The sequence below is a fragment of the Chitinophaga fulva genome (genome assembly GCF_012927205.1).
In the GTDB taxonomy this organism is placed as follows: domain Bacteria; phylum Bacteroidota; class Bacteroidia; order Chitinophagales; family Chitinophagaceae; genus Chitinophaga; species Chitinophaga fulva.
Map to the genome: position 1 here is coordinate 1,093,219 of NZ_JABBGC010000002.1, position 17,768 is coordinate 1,110,986.

17 protein-coding genes are annotated in these 17,768 nt (G+C 48.9%); 11 read left to right on the forward strand and 6 right to left on the reverse strand.

From position 1 onward, the window contains the following. Nucleotides 1-9 precede the first annotated feature (9 nt). The 6 genes from HHL17_RS20985 to HHL17_RS21010 all read left to right on the forward strand — a co-directional run bounded on the left by HHL17_RS20985 (nucleotide 10) and on the right by HHL17_RS21010 (nucleotide 5,505). Nucleotides 10-1,062 (forward strand): ferritin-like domain-containing protein, encoded by a 1,053-nt coding sequence (locus tag HHL17_RS20985; RefSeq protein WP_169226749.1) that lies wholly within the window; start codon nucleotides 10-12, stop codon nucleotides 1,060-1,062. Nucleotides 1,063-1,074: 12 nt separating this feature from the next. Further along, on the forward strand, nucleotides 1,075-1,608 hold the full coding sequence (locus HHL17_RS20990) for a cupin domain-containing protein (RefSeq protein ID WP_169226750.1): 534 nt from the start codon (nucleotides 1,075-1,077) through the stop codon (nucleotides 1,606-1,608). Between the two features lie 7 nt (nucleotides 1,609-1,615). Next, nucleotides 1,616-2,014 (forward strand): hypothetical protein, encoded by a 399-nt coding sequence (locus HHL17_RS20995; protein ID WP_169226751.1) that lies wholly within the window; start codon nucleotides 1,616-1,618, stop codon nucleotides 2,012-2,014. 13 nt (nucleotides 2,015-2,027) lie between these two features. Beyond that, complete coding sequence (locus tag HHL17_RS21000; RefSeq protein ID WP_169226752.1) at nucleotides 2,028-3,644, forward strand: S8 family peptidase; 1,617 nt, start codon at nucleotides 2,028-2,030, stop codon at nucleotides 3,642-3,644. After that, nucleotides 3,641-4,567 carry a S1/P1 nuclease gene (locus HHL17_RS21005; RefSeq protein ID WP_169226753.1) on the forward strand — a complete coding sequence of 309 codons (927 nt, stop codon included), beginning with the start codon at nucleotides 3,641-3,643 and terminating at the stop codon, nucleotides 4,565-4,567. The genes HHL17_RS21000 and HHL17_RS21005 overlap by 4 nt, the downstream gene beginning before the upstream one ends. A 158-nt stretch (nucleotides 4,568-4,725) precedes the next feature. Further along, entirely contained in the window at nucleotides 4,726-5,505 is a 780-nt protein-coding gene (locus tag HHL17_RS21010) for a DUF4846 domain-containing protein (protein WP_169226754.1), read from the forward strand. 18 nt (nucleotides 5,506-5,523) lie between these two features. Here HHL17_RS21010 and HHL17_RS21015 read toward each other — a convergent pair whose 3' ends face one another. Together HHL17_RS21015 and HHL17_RS21020 are read right to left on the reverse strand one after the other, a co-directional pair. After that, nucleotides 5,524-6,462: a proline dehydrogenase family protein gene (locus tag HHL17_RS21015; RefSeq protein WP_169226755.1), complete on the reverse strand. Its 939-nt coding sequence runs from the start codon at nucleotides 6,460-6,462 to the stop codon at nucleotides 5,524-5,526. A 190-nt stretch (nucleotides 6,463-6,652) separates the two neighbouring features. Beyond that, a complete protein-coding gene (locus HHL17_RS21020) occupies nucleotides 6,653-8,668 on the reverse strand; it encodes a glycoside hydrolase family 19 protein (protein ID WP_240975927.1) in 2,016 nt (671 codons plus the stop codon). A 370-nt stretch (nucleotides 8,669-9,038) separates the two neighbouring features. On the opposite strand from HHL17_RS21020, the gene HHL17_RS21025 reads away from it, so the two are divergent. Further along, nucleotides 9,039-9,971, forward strand: coding sequence for an alpha/beta fold hydrolase (locus HHL17_RS21025; protein WP_169226756.1), 933 nt, complete (start codon nucleotides 9,039-9,041; stop codon nucleotides 9,969-9,971). 220 nt (nucleotides 9,972-10,191) lie between these two features. Then, nucleotides 10,192-10,377 carry a hypothetical protein gene (locus HHL17_RS21030; protein WP_169226757.1) on the forward strand — a complete coding sequence of 62 codons (186 nt, stop codon included), beginning with the start codon at nucleotides 10,192-10,194 and terminating at the stop codon, nucleotides 10,375-10,377. Nucleotides 10,378-10,541: 164 nt separating this feature from the next. On the opposite strand, the gene HHL17_RS21035 is transcribed toward HHL17_RS21030, so the two are convergent. From HHL17_RS21035 to HHL17_RS21050, 4 genes are read right to left on the reverse strand one after another with little or no spacing between them, the layout of a single operon-like run. Continuing rightward, on the reverse strand, nucleotides 10,542-11,111 hold the full coding sequence (locus HHL17_RS21035) for a DUF6620 family protein (protein ID WP_169226758.1): 570 nt from the start codon (nucleotides 11,109-11,111) through the stop codon (nucleotides 10,542-10,544). A gap of 7 nt (nucleotides 11,112-11,118) precedes the next feature. Beyond that, complete coding sequence (locus tag HHL17_RS21040; protein WP_169226759.1) at nucleotides 11,119-11,949, reverse strand: hypothetical protein; 831 nt, start codon at nucleotides 11,947-11,949, stop codon at nucleotides 11,119-11,121. A gap of 3 nt (nucleotides 11,950-11,952) precedes the next feature. Then, nucleotides 11,953-12,201 (reverse strand): hypothetical protein, encoded by a 249-nt coding sequence (locus HHL17_RS21045; protein ID WP_169226760.1) that lies wholly within the window; start codon nucleotides 12,199-12,201, stop codon nucleotides 11,953-11,955. 16 nt (nucleotides 12,202-12,217) lie between these two features. Beyond that, complete coding sequence (locus tag HHL17_RS21050; RefSeq protein WP_169226761.1) at nucleotides 12,218-13,177, reverse strand: SPFH domain-containing protein; 960 nt, start codon at nucleotides 13,175-13,177, stop codon at nucleotides 12,218-12,220. A 539-nt stretch (nucleotides 13,178-13,716) separates the two neighbouring features. Here HHL17_RS21050 and HHL17_RS21055 point away from each other — a divergent pair. From HHL17_RS21055 to HHL17_RS21065, 3 genes are all read left to right on the forward strand, one after another. Further along, nucleotides 13,717-13,893, forward strand: coding sequence for a class I lanthipeptide (locus HHL17_RS21055; protein ID WP_169226762.1), 177 nt, complete (start codon nucleotides 13,717-13,719; stop codon nucleotides 13,891-13,893). Between the two features lie 65 nt (nucleotides 13,894-13,958). Beyond that, the gene (locus HHL17_RS21060) at nucleotides 13,959-14,144 is read left to right on the forward strand and encodes a class I lanthipeptide (protein WP_169226763.1); all 186 of its coding nucleotides are present in this window, start codon (nucleotides 13,959-13,961) and stop codon (nucleotides 14,142-14,144) included. 364 nt (nucleotides 14,145-14,508) lie between these two features. Next, on the forward strand, nucleotides 14,509-17,763 hold the full coding sequence (locus HHL17_RS21065) for a SusC/RagA family TonB-linked outer membrane protein (RefSeq protein WP_169226764.1): 3,255 nt from the start codon (nucleotides 14,509-14,511) through the stop codon (nucleotides 17,761-17,763). Nucleotides 17,764-17,768: the final 5 nt, after the last annotated feature.

Below are 17,768 nucleotides of genomic sequence, written 5' to 3' on the forward strand. Positions count from 1 at the left end.
TCTTTACATATGAATCTGCAAGACCAACTGTTACCTCTCAAAGAAAAGCTGCAAAAGGCCATCGAGCTGGAACTGGCCACCATCCCCCCCTACCTGACCGCTTTATTCAGCATGCGTCCCGGCAGTAATGCCATGGCCTCTTCTATCATCAGGAGTGTGGTCATGGAAGAAATGCTGCATATGCTGCTGGCAGGCAACCTGCTTTCGGCTGTAGGCGGCAATGTGAAACTGGGAAAGGATAACATCCCTGTATATCCCGTTCAGATGGAATTTCAGGGGAAACAGTTTAAAAACAGGCAGTTCGATATACACCTGGCAGCCTTCAGCCAGGACACGATCAACGTGTTCCTTCAGATAGAACTGCCGGACGGATGGGCAGTCGCTCCACTCGAATTTGACAAAATCACGGTACCCGGTCTCACTATCGGGGAGTTTTACCGGGGCATAAAAGAAGACCTCATGGATCTCTGTAAAACCTATGGAGAACAAAACGTATTTACCGGTAAAAAAGAAAACCAGATATCAGAAGAATATTTCTGGCGTGGTGGCGGCACCCCGATCGTGATTACGAGCCTCGGTACTGCTTCTGCCGCGATAGACCTCATCATAGAACAAGGGGAAGGCACCACCGAGCCCATTGCGGTAAAAGCCTTTAACTTCTCCACCACCGATGAGGTGCCGCACTATTTCCGTTTCAACGAAATCTACCACGGCCGGTTGTACACCCCGCAGGACGATCCGCATCTTCCGCCTACCGGGAATGTTATAGACATCGACTATAACGCTATCTTCCCCATTAAAACCAGTTGTAAAAGCAGTGATCTGCTACAGTTCCCGGCTCTCAGTTATCTCAACAACCTCTTCAACACCAATTACGCTACCATGCTCTCTCAGCTGGAGGAAGGCTTTAACGGCAATCCTGCGGCTTTTTATACCGCTATCCTGAATGGCATGCATAAACTATCCCCCCTGGCTTACAACCTTGTACAGTTGCCTATTCCCGGCGACCCTCAGGGACGTCATGCAGCCCCCAGCTTCGAATGGCATCGTGATCACGAATAACAATTTACCCTTATGAATAAAATTTACCGTATTGAAAATGGCGTAGTCGTGCCAGACGGCACCACTGTTTATGAAATCATAGGCCCCATACAATCCAAACTGGCCAGGCTTCCCATCATAGATGCAGAAAGCCTTGCCTACGGAGAGCTGGACCCCGGCGAAAAATCGCATGTGCATGTTCACCCCATTATCACCCATCTTACCTGGGTGGTGTCCGGCACTCTTACGGTAGGCATGAAAGATGCCGCCAGCAACGACATGTATTACATAGAAGTAAAAGAACGGGAGACCGTCCTGACACAGCCCGGCACCTTTTTTCAATTGATCAACAACAGCGACAAACAATGCCAGGTGTTATACATCGTTGCACCTGCGTTTATTTTTGAAGTGAACGAACAGGGCGAGGTATTATACAACGACCAGATCGTGCTGGACCTCAGCTGGGACCAGCTCAGGCAGCAGCATTGGCAGATACCCGAATTACAGGACATCGCAAAAATCACAGCCGCCAGAGAAGCATCATTGCAGCGGTTAAAACAAAAATAAATGACCTATGGGAAGCATGATAGAAATAAACGACACCCTGGTGATCTCCACAGAGCAGGGCTTTCCGGATACTGTCCTCGACCTGGGAAAACATATAAAAGAGCCGGTAACCATTGACCAGGTAAGCGGAAAGATATTTTCCTTTTATAAAAAAGAACGCGCGAGGATTTACCAGAGCGATCCCGTACGGGTATACCTGGTACAGTATATCAACGGGAAATGGTTGTTCTGGGGAAAGATATACATACAGTCACAGCGCATCGACAAAAAACTGGACGCGCAGGGCAACTGGAAAGCAGACGACTGGGAGACCAGCGGAACTTTTATCATCACTGATCTTTACGAACCCGCTTATCAGCAGGAGTTTACCAAAAGAGAATCACCCGCAGGCAAAAGTTATTTCTAAACAAACAACGGTCATGGATTCTTTTATATTAAAGAGAGGCAACTCAACTATTCAGCTTGATAAAAGCGAAGACCAGATAGCATTACGCCCGGACAAAGCGACGGACCTGGCTGCTGCCATGCCCGCGCTGGGTGGCGACCTGGAATGGTCCGACACCAACAAAAAGCTCGGCGGCTTTCATCTGATCAATATCAAAGGCGCCGAAAATATCGACAGAACACTGGACCAGTTGCGCGAACATGAAATGATAGCCACCGGCTCTCATGTATATCATACACCCCAAAGCCAGGTACCTTATGTCCCTACCGGTAAACTCACGTTACGCTTCACTCCTGATACCAACGATGCCACCAAACAAGCCATCCTGGACACCTACAAGCTGATGGTCGTAACATCGAGGGTAAAGGAAAATGCAGCCGGGAATAAACAGGAAACGTTTATTGTTGCCGTTACGCCCGACTCCATGAACCCCTTGAAGGTAGCCTATGAGTTACAGCATCATGACAACATCCTGCTGGCAGAGCCGGACCTGTCCACCCCGGGGAAACTGGCCCAGTTTGATTTGCCCGGTGATCCGCTTTTTAAGGAACAGTGGCACCTGCAGAATTCAGGCGTTCAGTTTGGCAGCAGTCTCGGGCTCAAAGCAGGTGCAGATGCACGGGTGGTAGAGGCCTGGCAGAAAATGCAGTCACTGGGAAGCCCCGACTGCATCGTTGCTATCATCGACGATGGATTTGATCTCACTCATCCCGACCTGGGAGGAAACGGTAAGGTCGTGGCCCCATGGGATTTCCAGACACAATCGCCCGACCCTTCCCCCCGAAAGAAAACACCTTTCGATGGTGACTATCACGGTACCGCCTGTGCCGGGCTCGCACTGGGAAACAGCAACAACGAAGGCATAACAGGTGTTGCTCCCTCCTGCAGGCTGATGCCCATCAGATGGAGCGAAAACATCAACGACGACAATATAGAAGCCTGGTTTAACTACGCCGCTCAAAATGGCGCATGGGTGATCAATTGCAGCTGGGGCGCCTCCCCCGCCTATTATGTTTTATCCACCAGGCAACTGGAAGTGATCGAAGACTGCGCCCGTAACGGCCGTAACGGATTGGGCTGCGTCATCATTTTTGCAGCAGGCAATGCTAACACCGATATCAACGATCCTCAGCAGGAATCCGTAAACGGCTTCGCCATTCATCCGGACGTCATCGCCGTAGCAGCATCCACCAGCAGGGATGAACGGGCCGGTTACTCAAATTATGGCAGGGAAATATCAGTGTGCGCCCCTACCGACGGACAAGGAGGCCGTGGCCTGCTGACCACTGACGTAAGAGGCACGTTTATATTCCAGGGTATTGAATACGCAGCCGGCTACGATGCCGGCGACTACACCAAGATATTTGGCGGCACTTCCGGCGCCGCCCCTGTGGTAGCCGGAGTATGCGCCCTGATGCTTTCTCACAACCCGCGACTGAAAGCTTCCGATGTGAAACAAATCCTGCAACTGTCATCCCGCCGTATCGGCAACGCTACCGACTATACGAACGGCCATTCTGTATTTTACGGCTACGGTTGCGTGAATGCTGCCGCGGCGATCGATATCACCTCAAACCACCCCTACGCATGAATCCAACACCAAACAACCCCAACGCAACTGCCGCTACAGCGTTTTCTCCCCAGGAATTATGGGGGCCTGTCAGGCATAAATTTATCGCGATGGAAGCCGACAAACTCCTGACGCCTGCCGCCAGGAAAGCAGTCAGTGACCTACTGGCGCCTATCGGACAAAGCAGTCTTGCCGAAATAGCCACCTGGGCAGATGAAATAAAAGGCCAGGCACCCGATGATATTGAAACCACCAAATTCCTCAAGGACTTTCCCAATATGGTCCATAAACACTGGCATTTTGTGGACTTACCGTTGGACGTTACCAGTTACGACCGCCAGCAGTACGCTCCATTCACCAGCGAAACAGACGTTGTACAAATGATCGCCAAATCAGTAGACGTACTACAGGGAAATTCCCAGATGATGAGCAGGATAAACGCCTTGCGCTGGCTGACACACCTGATCGGCGATCTGCACCAGCCCCTGCACGTAGCCTGCTGCTATATTGATAATGACCCTGACCCTACCCTGCTCACCGATCCGGCACTCATCGTGGAAAAAGGATTGACGCATCAAAGTGACCAGGGCGGTAATGGCCTCATATTGCCCCTGCCACATGACACTACGCTTCACGCTTATTGGGACTCACTGATCCCTTCCTTAACACCTGCGGCAGCAGCCGACGCATTAGATGCCACATTAACAGACGCTCCGGCAGGTCCGCCCCGCACATGGGCCGAATCATGGGCCATGGACTCCGTCAAAAAAAGCAGGCAGGCCTATCAATCTTTAAGAATCACGGAAAAGGCAGATAAAAAATTCCGCGTCTCCTGGGAAGGAGAAAAAGCATACAACGAACGCTGCGCACCGTTAGTCGGTGAACAACTGGTGCTCGGTTCCAGGCGGCTGGCTTTATTGGTGAATACACTTTTTGCAGGATAACTTCTTTCAGAAAATATTACAATTGACAAAGAGAAGACCTGCGCTGATCGCAGGTTTTCTCTTTGTCAACTGATCTCCTATACGCCATACATAAAAGTTCAGGGCGATTGGACGTTATGGAATTTTGTGCAGTTTGCATCCTCCTGGAAACTTTTTGTATGAAATCATCCCTTTTGATGCTGCTGGTTATCGGATTGGCAGTTACAACTTACGGCCAGCAGAAGGTTTCTGATATACCATTGCCCGCGGGATATGTACGGATAGCACAGGAAAGGAACTCCTTCGGAGAATGGCTACGGAATTGCACCTTAAAATCTGACAAAACGGTATACCTGTATAACGGCTCTCCCAAAAAAAATCAGCAAGCACAATATGCCGTACTCGATGTGCCTGTAGGAGGAAAGGACTTACAGCAATGCGCCGATGCCGTGATTCGCCTGCGGGCAGAATACCTGTATAACAAAAGCCATGCTGAAGCAATTGCCTTCGAGGCAACAGACGGCACACGAATCGACTTCAGCGGCTGGCTGAAGGGAGACCGCTTCGTGCTGCAGCAGGGAAAACTGTTGCGGAAGCGTATCGCAACACCAGGACGGGGAAGAGCCTTGTTTGAAAAATACCTGGAAACGGTGTTCACCTATGCTGGTACAGTTTCTCTCAGTCGCGAACTATCGAACGTTCCGGCAACGAAAAACATAAAACCGGGAGATGTCTTTATCCAGGGAGGTTCTCCCGGCCATGCCGTTATCGTTATGGATGTGGCGCAGGACCGCTCGGGCAAAAGAATATTCCTGCTTGCCCAAAGCTATATGCCGGCGCAAGACATCCATATCCTTAAAAAACCAGCTTCTGGTATGCCCTGGTATGATGCGGACTTCGGCAGTAAACTAAATACTCCCGAATGGGTATTTAACGCCGGTTCTCTAAAGCAATGGTAAAGGAGAAATTAATCCGGATCAACTAACGATATCGTTCAATGCCCGGAAAATATTCATGGGATATTCCGCCAGCCTGTTGCATAAATAGAGGTACCACTCCTTCCCATACACGAAATACAATTTAGTGGGATACCCTTCTTCTTTCAGTTTTTCAAGCTGTTCGGTCTGAATTCCATACAGGCTCTCGAATTCATATTTATTTTTATCCGGTTGGTGGTGATGGATTAGTTCTTTTGCTTTTTGCTGCACTTTATCGTGGTGCGTAGCAATTGAACACAGGTGCCCTTCTGACAACAGTTGATCCACATAACCGAGATATGCCTCATCCAGTTGTTCTCCCCTTGGCATAGAAAGTCCGGGGACCGTCTCAAACGCTCCCTTTACGATCCTGATCCGTCCTGGTTCTTTGATTAATTCCTTAAAATCGTCTTTTGACCGGTAAAGATAGGCCTGCATGGTAATGCCCACGCCATTGTATTCTTTCACCGCGCGTTTATAGGTATTAATGATGGCGTCCGTACGCTCTGTTCCTTCTGCACTGATAATGACTTCTGTCCCGCTCTGCGCGGCTGCTGTACAAATAGCCATCAGGTTGTTGAAACACAGGTCTTCAGCGATAGCCAGTCCAATATGGGAGAGGTCCAGCGAAACGGTTGAATACAATTTTTGACGGCTGATTTCCTGACATATCCTGATAAATTCATGCGTAGCTTCATTAGCCTCCTGTTCACTCCTGGTACTCTCCCCCATAAACTCCACCGAACATTTAAACCCATCGCGGTTCTGCTGGATCACCTTCGTCAGTGTTTCTTCCAGTGTCTCCCCACCGATGTACCTGTCAGCTGCTTTTTTTAATACGTTGAACAAAACCGGGTTATCCAGCACATACTCCTTGGCCTTTTCATTGAACGCGGCCTTCTTCAGGGCTGCTGATCCTATACTCAATAACTTATCCATGGTTTCACATTTTAGTGACTAAATGTAAGCATAATGCGAAAACATTATAGCGGGCAGCACAGATTATTTTGAGCAACTTTCTTATTCCGTCTAATGATAACCTTCTCCAAACAAAAGCCGGCAGCCCTGCATGTCAACACGCTCCCGAAGGATTTGCTGCATACAGGGCTGTTTAACGGCTCTGGTAAACTTAATTTTTAATAAACGTAACGGCACTGCTCCTGTTGGCGCCATCACCGCTGACCTGTAGTATCCATACGCCGGTTGGGAGACGGCTTACATCCAGTTGCACGGTATGTAAACCATCATGAGACGCTTCATAGTACACCTGCTGCATGCGCTGTAAAGTAGTGTTATGAAGTACCGACAGATAAAACTTCCCTCCTGCCGGTGCAGCGAATTTTACATACAGCACATTACCGGTAACGGGATTGGGGTATACCACGGTACTATTGACTGGCTGACTGATAGCTGCGCTGGCGCCACAATCCTTTACATATGTCCAGGGTTGTCCTGCACCGCTGTTCTGGTCGGGCGGATTGTTTTGGGTCCACCAGTTGGCCTTATAGATTTTGTTTTTATAAACCGCCTGGTTGCCGGTTGCATAAGCTTTAGATGACATCCATTCTGCGATGCCGCTGCAGCCGGTATCCGTCCGGGGGCCGCCGGTACAGGCGCCGAGCAGTTCCCAGGTATCGCTGCTGCCAGGCACGCTAGCGCTGCCTGCCCACCATTTGTTGCGGTAAATATTGTTATTGTACAGTACAATGTTTCCCGCAGCGGTGTAGTTCTGGGAGGCCTGCCATGGCGGGAGATTGGCGCAACCTTCAAAGGTACTGCTGTTCCATACGGCAAAACTTACTGTGGAGGTGACGGTATCCAGCCCATTTCGTATACCCTTTGCCGTAGCAGTATACTTATTGTATGCCGGTGGCGTCCATTGAATAACAGAGTCATTGAAAAGCTGGCCATTTACAATGATCTGAATTTTGCTGATCTCATTGCGGGGGTCATTTTTAGTAACGGCCACGGTAACCGGGCCCAGTGATGTAGTGGAAAGAATTCCATTGGCGGGTTGCAGGAAACGGATGGATGTAAGGCTGGCGCACTCTCCGTTGTCGACGGTGAACCTGGACATGTTGGCACATCCGCAGTTGGCAGTGTTATTGCCACCGTTGAGTTCCAGGCTCACCTGCTTGATAGTGGCATAGCGCTGGAAGTGTGCGATGCGGCTCAGTACTTTGGTGTTTTCCTGTCCGCTGCCGCATTCGATACCACCATTGATAATGTTGACGGTAGCGCCAAATCCGGGCTTAATGCCTGCAGCCTGTTGGGCAGGTGTGGGCGTCCATTTGCCGGGGATCATTACATCATGGCAGGACGGTTTGGGGTACTGAGGCGCCATCCAGAACCAGAGACCGGTTTCGAAGGCGATCACACCGTCTTGTATCACCTTTTCCGGATTGGCCAGCAACACGTTTTTGTCACCGAATATCAGCTCACTGGCCTGGCCATAGTTGTAGTTGTAGCTGATCTGAATGGGGCCCCTGCCATGATACGATTTCCCGGGTGCGGGAGGGTATATGGTATTGGTCTCATCCCGGTAACCGATGTTGTTGGTGCCTTCGTAGCCTTGTTCTTCGCGGAAATACAATCCCCAGGCGTATTGTCCGCCCGGGGCCGTAGGCCAGCCCCCGGTGGTTTCCTGGGAGATGTTGGCCAGAAAGGCTACCAGCTCCCGTTTCCGGGCATTGATATCACCTTCTCCTGCGAAGGTGCCATAGTCCAGCACCTGTGTAACGATGGCGAGCCCGTTCCAGGTAGGATCATTGAACCCGGGGTCGGTCCGGATCACGGTGGTAGCACCCGTGGTTTTGTCGGTACGGGTGATCCGGTAGTAATCAGTACCACAGCGTCTTTCCAGCAGTACTTTTACATTGGCCATACGCCGTACCGCTTCCACGAAGTTGTTATAGGAATAGAAATCCCTGGCAGGGCTCGTGGGCAGTGTTCCAGCGCCGGTACGGTCGTCCGGATTAAAACGGTGAGGAAAGAGGACGTCCCATTCTGCACTGCTGATCAGTGAAGAAACAGACGTGTCGACGGCAAACTGTGCACTCGTTGGATTTGCGGGCTTGCCGGCTGATGTACGTGACCAGCATAACAGGCATAGTAATACAATAGTAATCAGAGGGGGGATTTTCATAACTAGCTAATTTGAAGAGTGGGAAAATGATCGTTAAACTACAATCCCTTGTTGCTACAATATCGCAGCCCCACCAGAAAAGTATGCCCGTTACCGGTATACTGGAAATTATACAAACCACTGCAGCGAAAAGGCCATTGCGCCGTTACAGCGGCAAAATGCAACCGATAATTATTTGTAACCGGCAAAAAAATATTTAACGGATACACAAACAAAATCCTGCCTGCCGGTGGACCAACTAAGAAAGTTCTCAGCTCTGCGGATTCATTCCTGCGATGCTACCTTTAGTTGTAAAAACGCGACAATCTAAAACATGGATGGGTTTTAGCTTTGACTTTTACTATCTTTATAAAGATGTAACAGCTGATATTTGATCGGACAGAAATGGACCAGGGTAACACAACTTTATCGTACTTTCTTTTACATTATAAACGTAGATCAGGCAATGGCCCTCTTAGAGAAATATACTACCGGCTATGTTATATCAAAGGACGGAACAAAAGTTGGTTATAGACAAACCGGTTCCGGGCCGGGAGTTATTCTTGTCCATGGCGGGATGATGACCTCTAAAAATTTCATAAAACTTGCCAGCTTCTTATCCAATCAATTCACTGTTTATATTCCAGACAGGCGGGGACGCGGCTTAAGCGGTCCGTTTGGCCCGGACTATGGCATTGGACCAGAAAGCGAGGATTTGCAGGCATTAATCCATGAGACCGCATCGGATAAGATATTTGGGCTTAGTTCTGGTGCTATCGGTGTACTTCAAACGGCCATCATAGAGCCAGCGCTTAAAAAAGTAGTACTCTACGAACCTCCGATCCCTGTCAATGGAACTGACCCTGCAGCCTGGGGCAGTCGCTATGAATCAGCCCTCTCCCGCGGAAACTTTGGAAAAGCAATGTTCACGGCCATAAAAGGCACCGATGACCCCTCTTTGTTTACAGCCTTGCCAAGCTTTCTTATTGCACCATTGCTAAATATTGGTATAAACGCAGAAGCAAAGAAACAAGCGGGCGATGACGTGCCTTTGAAATCCTTAATACCCACCATGCATTACGATCTCATATTGGTACGTGAATCACCTGGAATTATAGATCGATGTAAAGAAATTAAAGCTGAAATGCTACTGATGGGTGGGACCAGGAGCCTACGTTACCTTAAACTGGCACTTGATGCATTAAGCACCGCTTTACCGCAAGCAAAGCGTGTAGAATTTCGCGGTTTGGGACATACGGCCGCCGATAACGACAACAGCCCGGAAAAAATTGCAAAAGAGTTAATCGTCTTTTTTCAACCATAACCCAGACATCATAACCGGACCGCCTATATTCTTCCGGCAAACTTACACCATCATATAAGCCTTTGCCTCTTATTGCCATTCTCGTGGCAACCACCCTCCTATTGCCCACAAAGCAATGGATTGTAACGGGAAAAGCGATATTACTGAACGCTGAAAATCGCCCATGGCGTGGCCATCCTGGCCAAAGACAGGGCGAAATCATCCTTTAAATCTTAATGTTATGAAAAAGAAAAACCCGTTGAACCCAACACTGACACTGAACAAAAAAACAGTCGGTGTACTGTTACAGGAGCCCGGCACCATGATGGCTGACAACCAGCTCGCAGCCATAAAAGGCGGTCGCCTCACCACTATCGGAAGGACATGCAATCCATGGACGTTCGGAGAGGTCTGTAACGTTGGCTAAAAGCAGCAGATTCACAACAAACAGGAAACCGCCGCCAGCGCGGTTTCCAATATACCTCCTTTGCAACATATCCCGCTTAAAACGGCCCCATGCTCAAACATTAAAAGCCGCACCAATCATACGATTGATACGGCTTTAATATATGTTGACCACTTATTGACAGATTAAAACTCAATATCATCTGCTACATTGCCTCCCTGGGCATCTGCAAACAGCTGCTGATATTTGGCTTTATAGGCATCCTGCTGTGACGTATAGGCTTGGAAGTTAGCCTGAATATCCCGGTGGATCTGGTCACTCCAGACAGATGCCGCAATCTGGAAATCACCAAGGGTGATACCGTATTTATCAGCCACCCACTGGGCGCCGTCCAGACCATATTCGTATGCTACGCTCCTGGCCACTTCCAGCTCCTGGTAAAAGTCTTTATCGGATTTTATTCTTTCTGTATTCGCATTTCCTGCTGCAGAAGTATTGGCTTTCAGGTTGCTGAATTTGGGATGCTGATCTGCCTGGCCAAAATATTGTCCGAACAGGGTAACAATCTCGAAAGAAGCATCCTGCTTCATGCGCTCAGGCCACAGGAGATTGGCTTCCTGCCACACCGGCAATTCCACACCGAGGGCGGTGGCCACATCAGCCTCGCTCAAACCGCTGCCTAATTTTGCGCAGGCTGCGCTGTAATCTTCCAGGGTAATGCCGTGAATAGGTGCTAATAACGGATTTTCAGACATAAACGATCTATTTATAATGATTAAAAGTGTACTCTTCCAATAATCGTTGATAGAATTTTTCATTCTCCCCGGCCATCTCCGGGACTATCTTATTCCACTCATCAAACATGGCGCGAAGGTATTTTTTGTACAGCTCAGGGTCTTGCGGACGGCTGTTCTCATATGCCTGACGAAGACCCGCAGTACGTTGCTCCGCCAGTTCCCGCGCGTTATGCAGCACCATTCTGGCCCCAGTAGACGGACTGAAGGTATTCTGCGACTGACAGAACGGACAGGTAACGTAGGTATCAATAAAGAACATCTTCGGAATGGTCAGATTACCACCACATTGTTTGCAGGCAAACTGGTCCCTGATTTTTTCGAAGGCTGCCAGCTGCTGCTGGTAGGTACTTTCCAGGTCACGCTCGCCGGCTGCATGCCGTAGTGCTTCCAATGCTTCATTCAGCTTTTCATCGAAAATATTATACCGGTCCAGGCAAGCGATCCTGAAATCAAACATGTAACGATGATATTCGCTGCCTGCCGGAGTGGTAATGGCCGGCAAATCCGCTTCAGCACAATACACGAAGGAAATGATATTCTCTTCCTTCACATTATTGGCTTTGTCCCGCATGTTGTTGATCTGCCCCATCAGGCCTTGCAACATATGATAGTGGGAACGTTTATACGGGTCTGTATCTTCATTAAAAACCTGTTGCAATTCTGGTATGCCGGCGGCAGTTAGTTCACCGATGCGGGCTTCGAGTTTGTCCAGGAAAACAAACCAGCGGTCCTTCCTGGATTTCAGCTCACTAAGCAGTTCAGGGTTATTGTACTTCTCCTTAAAAAAACCAAACATGTATTATGAGTTATTTTCTTTTTTGATATGGATGCCGTCTGTCAGTGTGATGTTCATGAATTCAAAACCACAGTAGGCGCATTTGGTAAGACCTTTATGATAGGCCCGTCCGGCGCCGCAATTGGGACAATCACGGATATCCATTTTCGCTTCTTCATCGGGCATGTCGCCACCATAATGTTGTTGCGTGGTCGTTTTTTGTTTGAGCTTTTCCAGGAAGGAAGCCGTTCTTTTTTTATTCTCGTCGTTCATAAAGCTGCATATAGGATCAGAGTAAATTCAGCAGTTCCTGCTTTTTGGCGGTGTATTCCGCTTCAGTGATCAGCGTTGCTTCATACAGTGATTTCAGTTTACGAAGCCGTTCTGTGATATCATCAGCCAGAGCGGGTTTACCTGGTGCGGGGGGCTGCTGCTGGTTCATCATATTGGTGATCATGCCTAACATGACGCCTTGTCTCGCGCCATCGCCCAGCACAGCACCTTCTTTGTCCATCGCATTGGCAATGCTGTATTGTGAGAACTTATTCATGTCTGTGACCATGTTCATGCCCGTCACTTTATCGTATTGCTGCAGCACTTCTTCCGGCAGTGTGATGCTGGTAATGGTGAAACGTGTCACTTCCACTCCGAAGTCAGTAAAGTAAGGCTGAATGAGCGGTTGTATTTTCTCGTTCAGGGCAGGAATATTGGCAGCAGCTTCCACCACCGGCACTTTGGCGAGTGACATTACTTCTCCGAACTTCGGGGCGATAAAATCCCGCAATTGCAGTTCCAGCTCGGTGATAGTGAGCCTGGGCCAGGTGCCTGCGTATTCTCTAAAGAATTTCGCCACGTCGGTGATACGTACATTATAGGTACCGAAAGCCCGGATACGTACTTGCCCGAATACCGCATCTGTCATGAGTATCGGAGCAGGCGTACCCCATTTCAGGTTTACAAACTGATGTGTATTGAAGAAGTATATGTCTGCTTTGAAAGGGCTTTCAAATCCGTACTTCCAGCCACGCAGCCGGGAAAGCACCGGGATATTCTCCGTTTTCAGGCTGTACCTGCCGGCCGGGAACACATCCGCCAGCTGGCCTTCGTTCAGCAACATGGCATGCTGGCTTTCACGGACGGTGAGCATTGCGCCGTTTTTTATCTCTTTGTCAGCATCCGCAAACTTCCACATGAGCACATTTGGGTCAGGAGTTAACGACTCAATAATTTCTAAAAATGGTAGTGCCATAGTATTACTATTTAAAGCATGATCCGAAAGGATTCAGCGGCCAAACCTCAACAGACAGAACAGAATATTAATCATACGGCATTGTCTACTGCGGCCGGGGTTACAGTATAAAGTAACTGCAAAAATTTCAGAAAAACAAAAGCATTGGCGGGTCCTGGCAGATTATGACGCTTACCGGGCCTGTAAAATTCGCGACAGCGCAGTAAGTTTAAATTATTGTTATCGATGTCCGCCCCGGAATTATACTTGTCATGTACTCTTATAACTATCGTAAAATCAGTTACATCGCACACCACGAATCAGGTGCCCGTGTTAAGGACCCTTGTATACCTATAGCATGTCACAGCGTTCGGATGTCAAACTTTTTTTGTTGCTGTTTCAGAAAGTTTCTTTATCTTAAGCATCTCAGATAAATAACCCGTACTATGCCCACATTCCCTGACACATATTGATCCTCACCAAATCTTTGCGCTGAAAATCCGCCCCATGGCGTTACTCCGTGTTAAAGACAGGGGAGGCTGTAATCAAAAAACGATGTTATGAAAAAGAAAAAAATTCAGTTAGAGAAAAAGCTCACGCTGAAAAAAGAAACCCTGACTGCCCTCACACAGCATCAGCAAGCACATGTAGCCGGTGGCTTTGTATTTGCAAGCCGTACACCAGACTGCGAAACCCAGCCCATTACCGGAAGGCCCTTCTGTATTCTGTGCCCCTGATTACAGTGAAATCACAAAGCGGTATCATACTGTAATATTATTGCCACACCCTCAAACACGTAAAAATGAAAAAGAAAAAACTGTCTTTAAGCAAAAAGCCACTTCTCCAGAGAGCCATTGTAGCATCGCTCAACCATCAGGAACAACATCAGTTAAATGGCGGAGCACCTCCAACCACCTGGGGATGCCCTACCTGGCTGCCTAATAATGGTTGCTACACAGAAACCAACCCCCGTATTCTTTGCAATTAATCTCTTCGGATGATCCCGATTAATGCAGTAGATTATTCTTTGCTGAGGCAGCCTGCCGCCAGACAGCAGGCTGTCTCAGCATAATTGCCCCTCTCCTTTCTTCCTGCTCTTCTTGTAATGATCTGATAATTTGTCACCACAGTGATGAATCTTTGCACCCGGTTTTATTATCTTTAAAAAGATGAACCTTTGCCCTGTAGCAACGTATGAAACCCAACTGCAGTAAGCTCATCCAATGCACGATGCTCACTACATGAAACCGTGATCAACAACCTGATTTTTCATTCTAACGAAAACCCAATACGATTATGACCGAAGCATAATGACCGGACCCTCTATATTTTTCAACCAAATCTGAACCATCATGAAAAAGACGTTATGTCTTATCGCCATTCTCATGGCGATCACCCTCCTATTGCCTGCACAGCAACGGCAGGTGACAGGAAAGGTGACAGGCAACAATGCACCTGTCCCTTTTGCCAGCGTCCAGCTCAAAGGTGCCACTAGCGGTACGATTACAGACCAGCAGGGAAATTTCAAACTACCTGTACCAGGTAAGGATGCCGTACTGGTAGTCCGAAGTATCGGGTACCTGTTGAAAGAAATACCGGTAGGAGATGCTACCAGTTTCAACATTGAACTGCAACCTGATGACAAAACCATGCAGGAAGTAGTAGTAACCGCCCTCAACGTAAAAAGGGAAAAGAAATCTCTCGGCTACTCCGTCCAGGAAGTAAAAGGCGCCGACCTTACCCAGTCGAAAGATGCCAACTTCATTAACTCCCTCAGCGGAAAAGTAGCAGGCATACAGGTTACCGGCTCCTCCGGCAATATGGGAGGATCGGCCAGGATCACCATCCGCGGTGTCAACTCTATCTTTGGAAACAACAACCCGTTGTTCGTGGTAGATGGCGTACCGATGGACAACAGCTCCTTTACCGGCAGCGATCCGCTCAACAGCATTAACATGGAACGCGGCCGTGGCGGCTACGATTATGGCAATGCCATACAGGATATCAATCCCAATGATATCGAATCGTTGTCTGTCCTCAAAGGCGCTGCCGCCTCTGCATTGTATGGCACCCGTGGCTCCAACGGCGTAATTGCCATCACCACCAAAAAATCGAAGTCCGGCGCAGCCAGCGGCATTGGCGTCACCTACAACTTTGGCGCACAAATGGAAAAGGTATATATCATGCCTCAATACCAGAATGAATACGGTGGTGGTTATAAATTCACCAAACTGTATGTCAAAGAGCATCCGGAAGGATTCAAAGATGGCAAGGCCACCTATGATGACAATGATGGTAAAGGCCCTTATGACCTCGTTCCTGATTACGAACCCGACGTATCATGGGGCCCTAAACTGGATGGCAAACTCGTTCGCCACTTCTGGTCATGGGACAAAGACAAACAAAACCCTGATTTCGGCGTATCAGCACCATGGGAGCCACATCCCAACAACAACCGCAGCTTCTTCGAAACCGGGCTGACCCTCACCAACAGTGTGGCCGTTGCCGGTAGTAACGAGAAAGGCGCTTTCAGATTGGCCTACACCAACCTCGATCAGAAATTCGTTTTACCCAATTCCCGGCTTAAACGTAATTCTCTCAGCTTCAACGGCACCTATGCCATCTCCAACCGGCTGGAAGCCTTTATAGGCGTTAACTATGTCGGTACCAACGCACTCGGCAGGCCCGGCACCGGCTACCACGGAAGGAACGTTATGCAGGGCTTCACTGAATTCGGGCACCGCGACTGGGACATGAACAAACTGAAAAACTACGCCTACGCATACGATGGTTCCCAGATTTCATGGAACCGTGGCGCATGGGACGATCAGCCTCCCCGGTATACCGACAACCCTTACTGGACAAGGTATAAAAATTATGAAACAGACCGGCGCGATCGTGTATTCGGGAATGCAGGCTTCAACTTCAAGCTTACAGACTACCTTTCTGTCACCGCCAAATTCATGACCGACTTCTATACCGACAGCCGGCAGGAAAGAGTGGCGATAGGTTCACAGGAAATCCCCTCCTACAGCGAAGCCACCCGTTTTGTAAAAGAGAACAACTACGAAGGACGTATCAATTTCAACAAGTCCATCGGCACCCACTTCTCCCTGTCTGCCTTTGCCGGTATCAACAGAAGGGAGAACTACCTGAAATTCACCGGCGGAGAGAGCAAGGACGGATTGAATATTGATGGCTGGTACAACCTCGCCAACTCGCGGCAACCGGCCAAAACATACGACCGCGTAGAGAAACTGCGTGAGAATGCTGTTTTTGGCAGTGCGTCACTAGGCTACCAGGGCATGCTTTACCTCGATGTGACCGGCAGGAATGAATGGTCCAGCACCTTGCCCGCCGCCAACAATTCCTACTTCTTTCCGTCAGTATCCGGATCATTTGTATTCTCTGAAATGGGAATGCTGAAAAACAACAGCTGGTTATCTTTTGGTAAACTCAGACTGGGATGGGCACAGGTAGGTAAAGGCACGGTCCCCTATAGTACATTGCTGGCCTATCTGGCAGAAGAGAACTTCGGTTCCACTGCCAATATCACCGTACCTGATCAATTGAACAATGCGAATATCAGGCCCGAGATCACCACAGAAGTAGAAGCAGGTCTTGAATTACGTTTCCTGCATAACAGGCTGGGCGTAGATTTCAGCGTATACGATAAAAAATCAAAAGACCAGATCATACCACTGACCATATCTGCTTCCTCCGGATATACCACCGCCATCATCAACGCAGGGCTGATCAGGAACAAAGGTTTTGAACTGGCCCTCACAGGAACGCCCCTCCGCACGCAAAGCGGATTCACCTGGGACCTCGGTTTCAATATCGCCCGCAACAGGAATAAAATTGAAAAGCTGTACGACGATCCCTCCAGGGGTATCCGGGTCACCAACCTGCTGCTGGCCAATGCGGCCTTTGCGGTGTCCGTGAATGCCCGTGAAGGGGAAACATATGGCTCTATCGTTGGGTATGCCATCAAACGGGATGCTAATGGCAACAAGCTTGTAGGCGCCGATGGTTTCTATATCAGGGCCGCCAGCCAGTCAGTGCTCGGCAACGCCCTGCCTGATTATACCGGTGGCTTCTCCTCTGTATTCAGTTACAAAGGTGTTTCGCTGGGCGTCAACTTCGATTTCCAGGTCGGTGGCCAGTATTTCTCCACCACCACCATGTTTGGCCGTCAGTCAGGCTTGCTGGCCGAGACAGCTGAAAACGGCATCAGGGAAAACGGTACTATCGCAGACGGATATACGGAAGACGGTAAGAAAAACACGAAAGTAATATCCGCCTATGATCATTTCAATAACAACAACGGATATGTGGTACAGGAACTGGATATGTGGGATGCCGGTTATCTCTACCTGAAAGAGATCAACCTGGGGTACACCTTTGAAAAATCATTTGTGTCCGCATTGCGGCTGCAGCAGCTCCGGCTGTCATTATCTGCCAGGAACGTATGGCTGATACATAGCGCCAATCCGCATCTCGACCCTACCAACCTGGCCATATCCGCCGGTAACGTACAGGGCATTGAAGCAGCGGCCCTCCCGTCTGTACGCTCTTTCGGTGTAAACTTATCCGTTTCCTTTTAAAAAAC